Origin of the sequence: Pseudomonas sp. NBRC 111138, assembly GCF_001320835.1 — a bacterium.
Taxonomy (GTDB): domain Bacteria; phylum Pseudomonadota; class Gammaproteobacteria; order Pseudomonadales; family Pseudomonadaceae; genus Aquipseudomonas; species Aquipseudomonas paracarnis.
Genome location: NZ_BCBO01000013.1, coordinates 172,073 through 186,993 on the forward strand (window position 1 = coordinate 172,073; position 14,921 = coordinate 186,993).

15 protein-coding genes are annotated in these 14,921 nt (G+C 61.1%); 9 read left to right on the forward strand and 6 right to left on the reverse strand.

The features are described 5' to 3' along the window. Positions 1-6: 6 nt before the first annotated feature. Positions 7-1,470 carry an NADH-quinone oxidoreductase subunit NuoN gene (gene nuoN, locus APH41_RS02760; RefSeq protein WP_003174731.1) on the forward strand — a complete coding sequence of 488 codons (1,464 nt, stop codon included), beginning with the start codon at positions 7-9 and terminating at the stop codon, positions 1,468-1,470. A gap of 349 nt (positions 1,471-1,819) precedes the next feature. Here nuoN and APH41_RS02765 read toward each other — a convergent pair whose 3' ends face one another. Continuing rightward, entirely contained in the window at positions 1,820-2,572 is a 753-nt protein-coding gene (locus APH41_RS02765; protein ID WP_034127889.1) for an outer membrane beta-barrel protein, read from the reverse strand. 125 nt (positions 2,573-2,697) lie between these two features. Then, positions 2,698-3,531: an arylamine N-acetyltransferase gene (locus APH41_RS02770; protein WP_054917274.1), complete on the reverse strand. Its 834-nt coding sequence runs from the start codon at positions 3,529-3,531 to the stop codon at positions 2,698-2,700. 120 nt (positions 3,532-3,651) lie between these two features. Here APH41_RS02770 and APH41_RS02775 point away from each other — a divergent pair, with 120 nt between their 5' ends. Further along, complete coding sequence (locus APH41_RS02775; protein WP_003192128.1) at positions 3,652-3,888, forward strand: DUF6555 family protein; 237 nt, start codon at positions 3,652-3,654, stop codon at positions 3,886-3,888. Between the two features lie 30 nt (positions 3,889-3,918). On the opposite strand, the gene APH41_RS02780 is transcribed toward APH41_RS02775, so the two are convergent. Continuing rightward, a complete protein-coding gene (locus APH41_RS02780) occupies positions 3,919-4,119 on the reverse strand; it encodes a DUF6021 family protein (RefSeq protein WP_032902837.1) in 201 nt (66 codons plus the stop codon). Between the two features lie 12 nt (positions 4,120-4,131). Further along, positions 4,132-4,311: a hypothetical protein gene (locus tag APH41_RS27820; RefSeq protein WP_057974912.1), complete on the reverse strand. Its 180-nt coding sequence runs from the start codon at positions 4,309-4,311 to the stop codon at positions 4,132-4,134. Positions 4,312-4,425: 114 nt separating this feature from the next. On the opposite strand from APH41_RS27820, the gene APH41_RS02785 reads away from it, so the two are divergent. Beyond that, the gene (locus APH41_RS02785; protein ID WP_054917278.1) at positions 4,426-4,947 is read left to right on the forward strand and encodes a DUF3087 family protein; all 522 of its coding nucleotides are present in this window, start codon (positions 4,426-4,428) and stop codon (positions 4,945-4,947) included. Positions 4,948-4,967: 20 nt separating this feature from the next. On the opposite strand, the gene APH41_RS02790 is transcribed toward APH41_RS02785, so the two are convergent. Next, positions 4,968-5,828 (reverse strand): Dyp-type peroxidase, encoded by an 861-nt coding sequence (locus APH41_RS02790; protein ID WP_054917287.1) that lies wholly within the window; start codon positions 5,826-5,828, stop codon positions 4,968-4,970. A 138-nt stretch (positions 5,829-5,966) separates the two neighbouring features. Between APH41_RS02790 and APH41_RS02795 the strand changes: the two genes are divergently transcribed. Together APH41_RS02795 and APH41_RS02800 are read left to right on the forward strand one after the other, a co-directional pair. Beyond that, complete coding sequence (locus APH41_RS02795; RefSeq protein WP_054917294.1) at positions 5,967-7,583, forward strand: NADP-dependent glyceraldehyde-3-phosphate dehydrogenase; 1,617 nt, start codon at positions 5,967-5,969, stop codon at positions 7,581-7,583. Positions 7,584-7,746: 163 nt separating this feature from the next. After that, positions 7,747-8,808: an FUSC family protein gene (locus APH41_RS02800; RefSeq protein WP_054917297.1), complete on the forward strand. Its 1,062-nt coding sequence runs from the start codon at positions 7,747-7,749 to the stop codon at positions 8,806-8,808. A 282-nt stretch (positions 8,809-9,090) separates the two neighbouring features. Here the strand turns inward: APH41_RS02800 and APH41_RS02805 are convergent, their stop codons facing one another. After that, positions 9,091-9,822 (reverse strand): TetR/AcrR family transcriptional regulator, encoded by a 732-nt coding sequence (locus APH41_RS02805; RefSeq protein ID WP_034127895.1) that lies wholly within the window; start codon positions 9,820-9,822, stop codon positions 9,091-9,093. 355 nt (positions 9,823-10,177) lie between these two features. Here APH41_RS02805 and APH41_RS02810 point away from each other — a divergent pair, with 355 nt between their 5' ends. Genes APH41_RS02810 through APH41_RS02825 form a run of 4 tightly spaced genes read left to right on the forward strand, consistent with a single transcriptional unit; the run spans position 10,178 to position 14,804 of the window. Continuing rightward, positions 10,178-10,885: an ABC transporter ATP-binding protein gene (locus APH41_RS02810; protein WP_054917300.1), complete on the forward strand. Its 708-nt coding sequence runs from the start codon at positions 10,178-10,180 to the stop codon at positions 10,883-10,885. Continuing rightward, a complete protein-coding gene (locus tag APH41_RS02815) occupies positions 10,882-12,081 on the forward strand; it encodes an ABC transporter permease (RefSeq protein ID WP_054917303.1) in 1,200 nt (399 codons plus the stop codon). The genes APH41_RS02810 and APH41_RS02815 overlap by 4 nt, the downstream gene beginning before the upstream one ends. Then, positions 12,074-13,552 carry a TolC family protein gene (locus APH41_RS02820; RefSeq protein ID WP_054917306.1) on the forward strand — a complete coding sequence of 493 codons (1,479 nt, stop codon included), beginning with the start codon at positions 12,074-12,076 and terminating at the stop codon, positions 13,550-13,552. Before APH41_RS02815 ends, APH41_RS02820 begins: the two co-directional genes overlap by 8 nt. After that, positions 13,542-14,804 carry an efflux RND transporter periplasmic adaptor subunit gene (locus APH41_RS02825; protein ID WP_054917307.1) on the forward strand — a complete coding sequence of 421 codons (1,263 nt, stop codon included), beginning with the start codon at positions 13,542-13,544 and terminating at the stop codon, positions 14,802-14,804. Before APH41_RS02820 ends, APH41_RS02825 begins: the two co-directional genes overlap by 11 nt. Positions 14,805-14,921: the final 117 nt, after the last annotated feature.

Here is a 14,921-nt window from a genome sequence, read left to right on the forward strand (position 1 = left end):
AGCGCTATGGAATTCACGATCCAACACTTTATCGCGCTTGCGCCGCTGCTGATTACCAGCCTCACCATCGTAGTGGTGATGCTGGCAATCGCCTGGCGCCGCAATCACTCGCAAACGTTCCTGCTGTCCTGCGCCGGGTTGAACCTGGCCCTGCTGTCGATCATCCCGGCCCTCAAGGTCGCGCCACTGGCAGTCACGCCATTGATGATGGTCGATGACTTCGCGCTGCTGTACATCGCCCTGATCCTGGTGGCGACCCTGGCCTGCGTCACCCTCGCCCACGCCTACCTCGGCGAAGGCGGCACCGGCTACCCGGGCAACCGCGAAGAGCTGTACCTGCTGATCCTGCTGGCTGCGGCCGGCGGTATCGTGCTGGTCAGCGCGCAGCACCTGGCTGGCCTGTTCATCGGCCTGGAACTGCTGTCGATCCCGACCTACGGCCTGGTGGCCTACGCCTTCTTCAACAAGCGCTCCTTGGAAGCCGGCATCAAGTACATGGTGCTGTCGGCCGCCGGTTCCGCGTTCCTGTTGTTCGGTATGGCCCTGCTCTACGCCGAAGCCGGCAGCCTGAGCTTCACCGGTATCGGCCACGCGCTGGCCGCCACCAACAGCCCGGCGCCGATTGCCCAACTGGGCCTGGCGATGATGCTGATCGGCCTGGCGTTCAAGCTGTCGTTGGTGCCGTTCCACCTGTGGACCCCGGACGTGTACGAAGGCGCCCCGGCGCCGGTGGCCGCGTTCCTGGCGACCGCGTCGAAAGTGGCCGTGTTTGCAGTGATGGTGCGTCTGTTCCAGATCTCCCCTGCCGCCAACACCGGCGTGCTGAGCAACGTGCTGACGGTGATCGCCATTGCGTCGATCCTGTTCGGTAACCTGCTGGCCCTGACCCAGAACAACCTCAAGCGTCTGCTGGGTTACTCGTCTATCGCCCACTTCGGCTACCTGCTGATCGCCCTGGTGGCGAGCAAAGGCCTGGCCGTGGAAGCCATCGGCGTGTACCTGGTCACCTACGTGATCACCAGCCTTGGTGCGTTCGGCGTCATCACCTTGATGTCGTCGCCGTACAAAGGCCGTGACGCCGACGCCCTGTACGAATACCGCGGCCTGTTCTGGCGCCGTCCGTACCTGACCGCCGTGCTCACCGTGATGATGCTGTCGTTGGCCGGTATTCCGCTGACGGCGGGCTTTATCGGCAAGTTCTACATCGTCGCGACCGGTGTCGAAGCCCACGAATGGTGGCTGGTTGCCTCGCTGGTACTGGGCAGCGCCATCGGCGTGTTCTACTACCTGCGCGTGATGGTCACCCTGTACCTGATCGAGCCAAACCTGCGCCGTGTGGATGCCGAGCTGCATTGGGAACAGAAGGCAGGCGGCGTCATGCTGCTGGCTATCGCCCTGCTCGCGTTCTTCCTGGGCGTGTACCCACAACCGTTGCTCACCCTGGTACAGCACGCGGTGCTGGGCGTTTGATCGCTTAGGTTGATGCAGTAAACAGAACGGCGCCTTTGGGCGCCGTTTTGCGTTTCAGGGGCGAGGTATTAGAGAGGCGGTGCATTCATCATCGCCTTCGCGGGCAAGCCCGCTCCCACATTTGGAATGCGTTCCCCTGTAGGAGCGAGCTTGCTCGCGAAAAACGTCGACGATAATGCGTGCTTCCTGAATAAACGCGGCGCCTGTGAGTTTTTCGCGAGCAAGCTCGCTCCTACATGCCCTCAATATACTGGCCCTCTTTGCCCATATTGTGGCTACAGATATAAAAACGCCTCGATTCACATCGAGGCGTTTGTGTTCAAACTTGCGGTTTGCCCGGGCGATAACCTTAGAACGCGATACCCACCTTGAAACCATACTCATCACGCTTGAGCTTGGTGTTGTCGGCCACATAGGAGTCGTTATCGAGCTTGTACTCGGTGCGGGTGTAGTACAGGCCCGCCATCACTGGCAGGTCACCCTTCTGGTTCATCAGCAGGCTGACTTCGGCGTAAGGGTTGGTGCGGTCCTTGAGGTCCACGCTGTCGCTGCCAACGCCGTCAACCTTGAGTTTGGCGCGGCCGTCGATGGTGTGACGGGCGCCGGCTTCAACGCGCAGGGTCATGTCATCGAACTGGTGGTTGTAGCCCAGGGCTGCCTTGGCAAACGGCGACTTGTTGGTGAGCTTCATGTCGTAGCCATTGGTGTCCGGCTCGTAGCGGGTCCAGGTGTAGCCACCGCCCACGATCACATCGACGAAGTTGCGCGCATCCAGCGCGGCACGCCAGCCGAGGTCGAGGTCGGCCTGGCCTTCCTTGAGCTTGTTATCGCTCTTCTCGCCGTACTTGGCTTCGATACCGGCCTGGTAAATGAAGCCGGATTCGGCGGTGAGCTTGTTGCCGAAGTTATAGAACAGGCCGGCTTCGGGCATGTGGTCCTTGTCGCTTTCACTACCGCCTTCAAGTTTGAAGTCGTTGTAGCTGCCCATGATCCCGAACGTGGAAATCGGGTCGGTGGAAGGTGCTGCGAACACCACGCCAGGCGCGGCCACCAGGGCCAGCAACGAGGTGTTCTTGAGGAATTTTCCGAATAGTTTGGACATCGTTTTACATCTCCATTTTAAGGTGGGCAAAGTATTCAGGAATCGGTTCGAACCTTGGCGTTTGCAAAAAGTTCGAACTGATTTGCACCAAAATGGAGAAAAAACGGTTCAGCGAAGGCTCTATCTCAATACTCTTCGAGATCGACCCTGATCAGGTGCTCAACCGCTTCGCGAAGTTGCGGCTGAGCCGGCAAACAAATGCCGAAGGTGTCGCGCAATAACGTCAGCAACTCATCAGCACTCTCCAGCTTGCGCTTCTCGCTGGGCCGGTCCAGGTAATGAACCGCATAGCGGGCGTTGGCCAACGTATGGCGCCTGCCAGACGCAAGCAACGCGGCTTTCAACTGCCCTACAAACGGGGAGCCTGGGTGCGTGGAGACGTACCAGTTGCCGATTTCATAGTCGATGTCGGCCTGGGTTTGCAGATCGAACACGTACAGGCCACGCCACTCCTCGCCCACCTGCGCCCACAGCGTGTAGCTGCCGTGTTTGAGCGTCAGGCGATAAGGCTCATGAGCGGTGGCCTGGGGTGCGTCGTTGTCCAGTTGCAACGGGCTGCTGGGCACCATGCCGCCAAAACCGACATCGGTGATATAGCGCACGCCGTCGAGGGTCACCAGGCTCAAGCGATGGGTGCGCCCAGTGTGGGCGTCTGGTGGGCCGCCGATCACCACACGCCCGGTGATGCCACGGGCTTCGAAGCCCAACTCCTGCAAGAGTGCCAGGAACAGCTGGTTCAACTCGTAGCAATAGCCGCCGCGCCCCTCGTGCAGCACCTTGCGCTCAACGCTGGGCAGGTCGATCGGTACCGGTGCATGCATCAACGTCGACAGGCTTTCAAAGGCAAAGCTGCACACATGGCGCAGTTGCAAGTCCCGCAGGGTTTGCAGGGTGGGCGGCGGTGGCGAGGCATAGCCCAGGCGTTGCAGGTACAGGCGGCTATCGGTGAGTGTGTGCATGGCGCGATCCTTGGGCGCGGGGCAAGAGCGTCACTATGCCGCGCCTCTGCGTGCGTTGTCATTTTGAATGAACCTTTTGGAGCGCCGGCCTATCCATCTATAACAAGATTGGGAGGCAGCATGAGTACCGCAAAAATCTACACCGTCCACTATCAGCTACACGGTAAACCCAAGTCTTTCGTGGTGCGCGCCGAAGTGATGAACAACGCCGAGGCCTGGCATTGGGCGGCCGTCGATGCCGACATTGCCCATGTCAGCCGCATCGGCCGCGTAGGTCACGAACAGGTGAAAAAGACCACCCGGCCCTGGGCGGAAAAATACGGTATCAGCGACGTCAGCTGGTCGCCGCCCAGGTAAACAAAGCCCCGCATAACGGCGGGGCTCGGTTCATTGCTTCAAGTCGCCCAACGGATCGTAGGGCGGCTTTTTTTTCGCTGTCTCGTCGTCCTTTTTGTCCAACGGCGCAATAGCCGGGCCGATGGGATCGACCTGTGGGTCGGCTACATCCGGCGAATCCGGGTCGAAGCCCAGTTCATCCTTGCCACTGGCGTGTTCGTTGGAAGAGGGACCATCGGTAGGTTTGTTCATCATATTCTCCTGCTAAAGCGGGCGGGCTCTGTCGTGGAGGTTTTCCAGGTCTTCTTCGACGCGCTCGACATCGTTGTCCGGACTGCGCTCTTTGGGATCGTTGGGGCGCAACGCATCGTTATCACGCTCCTCCTCACCCGGCGTACGGTTCGGATCCGGTGTACCTGGGGGTGGCTGCTTGTGTTCAGACATGATGACTGACCTCATGAGGGGTTCACCATTTTAGAGAAACCGCCCCGCGCCATCGTTCAACTTCATTACGCCAGGCGTGAGAAGATGACCGCCCTTTTTGGAGACCTGCCCCGGATGTTCGAACTCAAACCCTGCGACCCCACTGCCTATCGCCAACAGACCCGCCGTAGCACGTTGATCGTCGCGGCGCTGTTCCTGGCCTTGGCCATGCTGCTGTCGAGCCTGGCGGTGATGCTGTTCGGTGAGCCTGGCGGTGACAATTTTCGCTTCAATGTCGGTGGCGTCTTCGCCGGGGTGTTGATCACGGTCGCGCTGGTGCGTGGCCCGTTCTGGAGCCAGGCCTGGTTGGCGCCGGCGGTGTATGGCTGGCAACTCAAGCGCAGCCTGATGAGCGTGACCAATGTGATGCACAAGGTCACCGAGCGGGTGCAAGCCAACGACCCCACTGCCATCAAGCTGTTGCGTTTCTATCACTTGGGGCTGACGCAGATGCACGAGCTGGACGCCAACTCCAGCGCCCAGGCGCAACTGGTCGGCGAAATCGAAGCACACAAGGCGAAGATGCACGCACTGGGGATCGACACCGAACAAACCCGGCTCGATCCCGCGTGGCTGGAAGCGCTCAAAAGCGCTTGAGGGAGCAGGCAAAAAGGCGGTTAAAAAACCAGACTCAGGTCCAGGCGCCCTTCCCTCACCGGCGGGCACCAGTAATAGCCTCCGGTCAGCGGCTTGCTGATGCGATACAGGCCATCGACAATCCCATCTTCCAACCCACTCATGCGTCGTAACTGCGCTTCAAACGCATCGAATGAATGACCAAACGCGAGGAACATCAACCCCGCCTGACCATTCTCGGCCCAGGGCATCGAACGACGTACCACGAAGGCTTCCGGGGTAAAGCTTTCCTGGGCAGTGCGCTTGGTATGGGCCGATTCCGGGGCGTCGTCGAGTTCTTCGTTGTCGCCATGGCGGCGGCCAATGATGTGGTCACGCTCCTGGGCAGGCAATGCGGCGAAACCGTCGAGGTCGTGCTGCCATTGCTGGATCGCGGCGAAGCTGGCGCCGGTGTCGGTCAGCGCGGCTTGCACGGCGGCATCGTCGTGGGGGTTTTCGGTGCCGTCTTCGTAGTCGGTCAGGTCAAAGCCGGTCTTGTAGCGGAAACCTTCAGTCGATTGCACCAGTCGAAACGCCGGAGCCAGCGCTTTTTCCACGGCACCGCTGCGCAGCAACAACTCACCGCGATCCACCCCATGCAACCATACCCACAGCGCCTGCTGAGTCGACGGGTTGTGCGCGCCAGGGCCGCTAACGGCCGGGAATGAGCGCAGCCCTGGGATCGGGGCACCCAGCGCTTTTACCAGCGGCTCACCGAACCCCACCACGGCCGCCGCATCCGTCAACTGCACCAGCGCGTCCAGCGCAGCGGGCACGGCTTGCAACGAATCCAGGGCAAAAAACAGATGGCGGGCCTGCAAAGGCACCGGTGCGGCAAGAATGCCCGGCTGGTACTGACTCATGTGAACTCCTTCTGAAAAGCCGCGCAGTTTACCCGGCGTACACCACCCTGCGAACAAGAATGCGCGCAAGCCTTGCGTTAGAGCCGCTTGTTGGGTGACTCTCTAGTCATGTTTTGCAACTATTCCAGGGGTAGCGACATGACCACCAGCAACCTGCTCGCCCAGCTGTTTCCCACCTCCACCGCGCAGATTCCCGAGCAATTTCGCCTGGCGGCGCCCATTGAACAACGTGAATACCTGGTCGATGGCCAGTTGCAGGTGTGGAACGGCCCGCTCGCCCGCGTGCAAAGCCCCGTGCAACTGGGTGATGAGCGTGTACACATCGGCAGCACGCCGTTGCTGGATGCCGACACCGCCCTCACCGCCCTGGATGCTGCCGTGCGCGCCTACGACCGTGGCCAGGGTGCATGGCCGACGATGCGCGTGGTCGAGCGTATCCAGCACGTCGAAGCGTTTTTGAGGCGCATGCGCGAACAGCGCGATGCGGTGGTCAAGCTGCTGATGTGGGAGATCGGCAAGAACCTCAAGGACTCGCAGAAAGAATTCGACCGTACCTGCGACTACATCACCGACACCATCAATGCCCTCAAGGAACTCGACCGCCGCAGCAGTCGTTTTGAACTGGAGCAGGACACCCTCGGCCAGATCCGCCGCGTGCCCCTGGGCGTGGCGTTGTGCATGGGGCCTTACAACTACCCGTTGAACGAGACCTTCACCACGCTGATCCCGGCCTTGATCATGGGCAATACCGTGGTGTTCAAGCCGGCCAAGCTGGGTGTGCTGTTGATCCGCCCTTTGCTGGAAGCCTTCCGCGACAGCTTCCCGGCCGGGGTGATCAACGTGATCTACGGCAGCGGCCGCGAGACCGTGAGCGCGCTGATGGCCAGCGGCAAGATCGACATCTTTGCGTTTATCGGCACCAACAAGGCCGCCAGTGATCTGAAAAAGCTGCACCCCAAGCCGCACCGTTTGCGTGCTGCGCTGGGCCTGGATGCCAAAAACCCGGGGATCGTGCTGCCCGAAGTGGACCTGGACAATGCGGTGAACGAAGCCGTCACCGGTTCGCTGTCGTTCAACGGCCAGCGTTGCACCGCGTTGAAGATCCTGTTCGTGCATGAAGACGTGGTCGAGCGCTTTATCGAGAAATTCAACGCCAAGCTGGCGACGCTCAAGCCCGGCATGCCGTGGGAGGATGGCGTGGCGCTGACGCCACTGCCGGAAGTGGGCAAGGTCGACTACCTCAGCGAACTGGTGGCCGATGCGGCGCGCCATGGCGCCAAGGTCATGAACCCCGAGGGCGGCAGCAGCCGTGGTTCGTTCTTCTACCCGGCAGTGCTGTACCCGGTGAACCCGCAGATGCGCGTCTACCACGAAGAGCAATTCGGCCCCGTGGTGCCGATCGTGCCCTATCGCGACCTGGAGACCGTGATCGACTACGTGCTGGACTCGGATTTCGGCCAGCAGTTGAGCCTCTTCGGCACCGACCCCGTGGCAGTCGGACGCCTGGTGGACACCTTCGCCAACCAGGTGGGCCGTATCAATATCAACGCCCAATGCCAGCGCGGGCCGGACACCTTCCCCTTCAACGGGCGCAAGAACTCGGCCGAGGGCACGTTGTCGGTGCATGACGCCTTGCGCGTGTTCTCGATCCGCACCTTGGTGGCGACCAAGTTCCAGGAGAGTAACAAGGCGTTGCTCAGCGATATTTTGCGCAACCGCGATTCCAGCTTCCTGACCACCGACTACATCTTCTGAAGCCAACCCCGTTCCAATGTGCAGACAGGTCAGTGTGGTAGCTGGCTTGCCTGCGATGCCAGCACCTCGGTCTTTCAGTCAGGTCGCGGTGATGCTATCGCAGGCAAGCCAGCTCCCACATTTGATCGAGCACATTCATACATTTGAGGCCATTTTAAGACTGATGAACCTGCCCTTCTTTGCCCGGCGCCTGCTGCGCCCCTTGCTCGACCCCTACCGCCGCTTTCGCCATGCCAAGCTGATCCACGCCGCGCGCGTATCGGTGGGTTTGCTGGCAACCATCCTGCTGACCACCGGCCTCAACCTGCCTCACGGGGAATGGGCGTCGGTGACCATGCTGATCGTCATCGGCGGGTTGCAGCACCACGGCAATATCGGCAAAAAAGCCGTCGAACGCGCCTACGGCACCTTGATCGGCGCCAGCGTCGGCTTGCTGCTGGTGGTACAACAGGCTTACTTCGGCCTGCCGTTGCTCACCTATCTGTTGATGTCCGTGGTGTGCGGATTCTTTTCCTATCACGCCATCGGCAAGGGCGGTTATATCGCGCTGCTGTCGGCGATCACGGTGTTTATCGTCGCCGGCCATGGCGACAACCCGATCTCCGATGGCCTGTGGCGCACCGTCGATATCCTCATCGGCATTCTGCTGGCCCTGGCGTTTTCCTTTGCCTTGCCGTTGTACGCCGTGTATTCGTGGCGCTACAACCTGGCCAGCGCCCTGCGTGACTGCGCGCAGATTTATAGCCGGATCATCAATGGCCAATCCGTGACTGACGACGAACACCTCAAGCTGCTCAACCGTTTGAATGGGGCGATGGTGCAACTGCGTTCGTTGATGCCGTCGGTGTCCAAAGAAGTGCGGATTTCCATGACTGAACTGGATGCGATCCAGCGGCACCTGCGCCTGTGCATCAGCACCCTGGAGATTCTGGGCAATACCCGGCCGGACCCGCGCGACGAGCAGGCCACGGCGCGGATGCAAGTCATGTTGAAAGCCGAGCATCGGCAAATTCGGGTGCAGTTGGTGGGGATGGCGCGCGCGTTGAAATCGGGGGTGACGGAGCGGTTGGAGCGTACCGGTCACGCCCATGCCAGTGAGCCTGCGCTGGATGCACCGGTGTACAGTGCGCTGGATGGGTATCGCCTGTTGACCCTGCAACTGGCGGCGAACGTCGATCAGATGCGTCAACGGCTTGGCAAAAGTGCCGCACGCTGGAAGATTTAGCGACAGCTGGAGAGCAGCTTTACGTACATCGACACATTCACACTTTCTCTTACATATTTTTCACGTTTTATTCACAAGCCGAGACGTAGTGTGAAGCCTCATCCGTTACAAACGTTGCATATCAAGCCCGCCGCCCCAGCGGGCTTTTTTTTGCCTGTTTTTTGGCTCCGAAAAAAGGGCCAACCTCTGTAGCAGCGAGCTTGCTCGCGAAGAACGCAATGACGCCGCGGTTAGCCAGAGTGCTCGCGCTATCGTTGACGTTTTTCGCGAGCAAGCTCGCTCCTACAGGGCGTGGTGTTCGCGTAGGGCGCGCTGGGTTTCCAGCACCTTGGCCAGTGCCGTTTCGGCTTCCTGGCTTTGCTGCGGCACCCGAATCGCCGCCGACACCAGCGTAATCAGCTTGGCCATCACCTCGGCATCCGTGGCCGGGCGGCCCAGGCTCATGGAGTTCATCAGCAGGCGCAGTTCGGTGCCGGCCATGACCCCGGAAATGGCCTTGAGGGCAAATTGCAGGCGCACCCCCAGTTCATTACGTGGCAAATCCGGCAGGGCCAGGGCGAAGGCTTCGAAGAAACGCTGGAACACCGGCTGGTAATGGACCTTGAGGTATTCCTGGATAAACGGCGAGGTGTCGCTGTAGACCCGGCCCAGGAAGCGGATGAACGAGCGCCCTTCCCCGCTGGCCGGGTCGCTGCGCTCCAGGCCCATGGCCGGGGCAAACAGCACGCCCAGGAGTGTGTCGCAATCGAGCGGGCCATCGGATTCGGCTTCACAGCGCGCCAGGAGTTCCAGGCGTTGCTCGTTGAGGGGCTCCAGGCGCTGCATCAGCAAGGTTTTCATCAGGGAGTCCTTGTCCCCGAAGTGGTAGTTCACCGCCGCCAGGTTGACCTGGGCACGCTCGGTTATCTGCCGTAGCAACACGGCGTCATAGCCGTACTTGATGAAAAGAGCCTCTGTCGCATCCAGCAGTCGAGTCTTGGTAACGTTTGGAGCGCTGAGTTTCTTCGCGACCATATGGGTTCCACGGCGGAAATATTGTTTTAAAAAATAATTTGATTTTTTATACCGGGGCGGCCCGTCGAAAGCAAGTAGTGACACTCCGCCATATCGTGCAAAGCCCTTATATCCGGGCTTTTGAGGCAAATCGTAGAGTTTTTACCCACCTCTTACACCCGCTGAGAAAATCGTTTCAACCGGTAAAACCGCTCTACCTCGACGGCTGGCGAAGCGTCAGGAAGGCAGTTACTATTCAAACAATATTTTAAAAACAAGAAATAAAACCAGTCCGTGACGGCTACAGGCAGCTTCTGAACTTGTTACAAGGAGTTTCGGGGAGCAAGGCGGTACCGTCGAGACTGCAGGCGTAGTCATGATGACACAGACCCCCGCGCAACCCGGCTTGATTTCCCTGCAAGGCATCGGTAAGCGCTATCAGCTCGCCGGGCAAGAATTGAGCATTCTCAATGACGTGTGCCTGTCCATCGCCAGCGGTGACAGCTGCGGCATTCTCGGTGCCTCTGGCTCCGGCAAAAGCACCCTGCTCAATATCCTCGGCCTGCTGGACCTGCCCAACTGCGGCCAGTACCACTTTGCCGGCCACGATATTTTCAACGCCACCCCCGATGAGCTGGCGGCGATCCGCAACCAGCAGATCGGTTTCGTGTTCCAGAGCTTCAACCTGCTGCCACGCCTCAGTGCCCTGGACAACGTCGCGCTGCCCTTGAGTTATCGAGGCGTGTCGCGGCATGAATCGGTGGAACACGCCCAGCGCATGCTCGCACAAGTCGGCCTCGCCGAACGCGCCCAACATCGCCCCGCCGACCTCTCCGGTGGGCAGCGCCAACGTGTGGCCATTGCCCGCGCCTTGGTCGGCAAACCCTCGGTGATCCTGGCCGACGAACCCACCGGCAACCTCGACAGCACTACCGCCCAAGAGATCATGGACCTGCTGTTGAACCTCAACCGTGACCAACAGGTGACGCTGATCATCGTCACCCACGACCCCCACATTGCCGAGCGTCTGGAGCGCAAGATCCTGGTGTGCAACGGCGTGGTGCATGAGGCCGGGCGCCCATGAGCCTGCGGGTCGAGCAGAGCCTCAGCCAGTTGCTGCACGAAGCCTTTATCAGCCTGCGTACCCTGGGCAAGCGTTCGATCCTGGCGCTCTTGGGGATCGTCATCGGCAGTTCCTCGGTGGTGGCGCTGATCAATATCGGCCACAACGCGGCGGTGGATGCGGCGATGATTTTCAAGGACATGGGTACCGACACCCTCATCGCCCAGTTCCCGTCCAAGGGCAGCAGCAATGTGCCGATGCGCACCCAGCTCGACCTGGATGCGGTACGCCGGGCAGTGCCGGGCATTGCCCATATCGGCGCACTCAGCCTGTTCAGCGGGCCCATTGTGTTTCATGGGCGGACCGCCAATGCCAACTTTGTCGGCAGTACTGCCGGTATCCAGGACGCCATGCGCCTGGCGCTGCGTGAGGGGCGCTTCCTGTCACCCTTCGATGCCAACGAAACCTACGCGGTGATCGGCGACCAGCTCGCCCAGGCCCTCGGCGCGCCAGGTGACCCGCTGCAGCTGGGTGACCGTGTGCGTATCAACGATTACCTGTTTCTGGTGGTGGGCATCCTGCACAACCAACCCCGGGCCATGCTGATGCCGGTGCAGGCCAACGAATCGCTGTTTATTCCCGCCGAGGGCATGCGCCGCATCTATGCCAACCCGCAGATCAACAACGTGCTCATCCGCGCGGCGCCGGGGCAGGACATGGAACGCATAGCCAGGGACGCCGCCGCCGCGCTGCAACCCCAGCTCACCGACCATAGCGTCGACATCACGGTGCCCCAGCAAATGATCGATGGCATGACCCGCCAAAGCCGCACCTTCGCCTATCTACTCCTGGCCCTCGGCGCGATCTCCCTGGTAGGCGGCGGTGTGGGGGTGATGAACGTGATGCTGATGAACGTCTCGGAACGCCGCCGTGAGATCGGCATCCGCATGGCCCTGGGCGCGCGCCAGCGGGATATCCGCAACCTGTTTTTGCTCGAAGCGGTCACCCTCACCGCCGTGGGTGCGCTGTGCGGCGCAGTCCTGGGCATGACCGCTGCCTGGCTGTATGCGTGGCTGTCGGGCTGGGCCTTTGCGTTGGCAGTGGCTGCCCTGCCCCTGGGCGTGGGCAGTACGTTGCTGGTGGGTTTGTTCTTTGGCATTTACCCGGCGGTGTCGGCCTCACGCTTGCAGCCGGTCGAGGCCCTGCGCGATGAATAAGTACCTACCGCTGCTCATGCTGATCAGCCTGCCGGGCATGGCCGCCGACGTGGTGATCAACCCTCAGGCACCCAGCACTACCCGCAGCGGCTACGAGCGTAGCGTCTCGCTGAATGCCCAGGCCAGCACCATGACCCTGGGGGACGCGGTGTACCTGGGCCTGCGTAATAACCCGGCGATCCGCAGCGCCTACCTGCAACGGGTGGCGCAGAAGTTCGACCTGCGCGTGGCCGAAGACGTGTTCAACCCCAAACTCACCCTCAACAGCTATTACCGCAGCACCCGCGGCTCCCAAGACAATGCGCGCAACGCCAACGTCGCGCCCACCAGCAGCCTGCTCGGCGAATACGGCACGCGCTTGAGCATGGCCTGGACCCAGCAGTTGAACAACGCCAACCGCGCCGGCCGCTACCGCAGCGACGGCCTGGACCTTGCGATCATCCAACCGCTTATGCGCGGGGCCGGCTGGGATGCCACCACCGCACCGCTGCGCCTGTCGCGCCTGGCCGAGCAGGCCAACCGCCTGAACCTCAAGGCCACCGTGGCGCAGACCATCAGCCAGATCATCGCCACCTACCGCGAATTGTTGCGCGCCCAGGAACAGTTGGTGATCGTCCAGGAAGCGCTCAAACGCTCCACTACTTTACTGGAGGTGAACAAAGCGCTGATCAGCGCCGGGCGCATGGCCGAATTCGAGATCGTGCAGACCGAAGCCGATATCGCCACCCAGCAATTAGGCGTGGAAGAAGCGCGCAACCAACTCGACACCAGCCGCCTGGCGTTGCTGCGCCTGCTGGCCCTGGACCTGTCGACACCGGTGCGTGCCACCGAGGCACTGGAAGCCACCCCCATGGAGATCGATAAGCGGCAGGCCTTCAACCTCGCGCAAAACCAGCAACCGGAATACCTCGCTGCCCTGCTCGGTAGCCAACAGGCCGACCTCGACCTGGTGATCGCCAAGGATTCCGGGCGCTGGCAGGTGGACCTGGTCGCCGGCGCCAACCAGATACGCGCCGCCACCGATAACGACAACGGCCATAACAATAACCGCACCTGGGACAGTTACGCCGGGGTGCAAGTGCAAATTCCTATTGGCGATATCAGCACGCGCCAGGCCGAAGTGCGTGCACGGGTAAATGTAGAAGACCAGGAAATCCGCATTACCGACGCCCGCCAGGAGCTGGAGCGCAACGTCAACAATGTGGTGCGTGACCTTGGCACCCGCTGGCGCCAATATGAAATATCCAAGCGCGCCGTGGAGTTGTCGCGGCGCAAGATCGAGATCGAGCGGGAAAAGCTCAGCGCCGGGCGCTCCACCAACTTTCAGGTGCTGAGCTTCGAGACCGACCTGCGCAACGCCGAAAACGCCCAGCTCAATGCGCTGATCACTTATTTGAACGCCCAGACCCAGCTTGATCTGACCCTGGGCATGACGCTGGAAAGTTGGGAAATTGCCCTTAATGACTACTAATAAAAAATCCCTGCTGGCCGTTGCCTTGTTCCTGCTGCTGGCCGGCGCGGCCGCCGCCCTGCTCAGTCAACGCAGCGGGGCTGAGCAGGCGGGTACAGGCGAACAGTGGCTGGCCGTAAAGCCCGACCCGTTGGTGCACCAGATCGGGCTGGTGGGCAAGATCGAGCCTGACACCACCGTCGTCCTGACGGCGCCGTTCGACGGCAATGTGCTGGCCAACCTGGTCGAACAAGGCCAGCGCGTTGAGGCCGGCCAAGTCCTGTTGCGCATGGACCCGGCGACGCTTGAAGTACAGCTGCGCGACGCCCTCTCCGCGCAACTCAAGGCCCGGCGTACCGTGCAGGAAATGCAGGACTGGGGCAGCAGCCCCACCGTCAGCCGCGCCCGTCGCAGTTTACGCACCGCTGAAATGACCGCGGGCAACACCCAACGCAAACTTACCGAGAGCGAAAACCTGTTCAAACGCGGCATCATCCCTCGTAACGAACTTGACGACCTCAAGCAGCAAACCCAGCAACAGCAATTGGACTTGGCGGCGGCGCGCAGTGAGCTGCAACAAGCCCTGGACCAAGGCCAGGGCGAATATCGGCAGATCGCCGAAATGGAGCTGACCAATGCCACGGTGAAGTACGAAGCCTTGCAAACACTGCTCGAAGGCAAGGAGGTCAAGGCGCCCTTCTCCGGCATTGTGGTACCGGCGCCCGGTGGCACCAGTACCGCTCAAGGTGGCGGGACTAACAACGCGCCGGTGCAGGCCGGCAGCAAGGTCAGCCAGGGCCAGGTGCTGTTCGGGCTGGCCAATATCGAACAGTTGAAAATCGTGGCCAAGGTCTCAGAGCTGGATATCAACCAGTTGCGTCAGGGCCAGACCGTTGAAGTGATGGGCGATGGCTTTGATGGCGAGCGGCTGACAGGTTCAGTCAGCGTGGTCAGCGGCCTGGCCATCGCCAGCGACAGTCAGGGCAGTGCGCAGTTTCCGGTGACCTTGTCGATCCCCACCCTGACGCCCAAGCAGTTACAACGGGTGCGCCTGGGCATGAGTGCGAGGTTGACGATTGTCACTTATAACAATGACCAGGCGATCGTGATTCCCAGCCAGGCGATCCAGGCGGACATGACGGTGGAGTATCGGGCGGCGATGGATAAACCGGTAGAGCGAGTGAAGGTCACCACCGGGCAATCGACGCCGCAGGGGGTTGAGGTGTTTGGGCTTGAAGCGGGGTTGGTGAGGATCGGGGGAATCAATCACTGACCCTCGATCCAGATGTGGGAACGCTGCACTGTGGCGAGGGAGCTTGCTCCCGCTGGGCTGCGCAGCGGCCCCAAGATCCTGGGAGCGCTTCGCACTCCAGCGGGAGCAAGCTCCCTC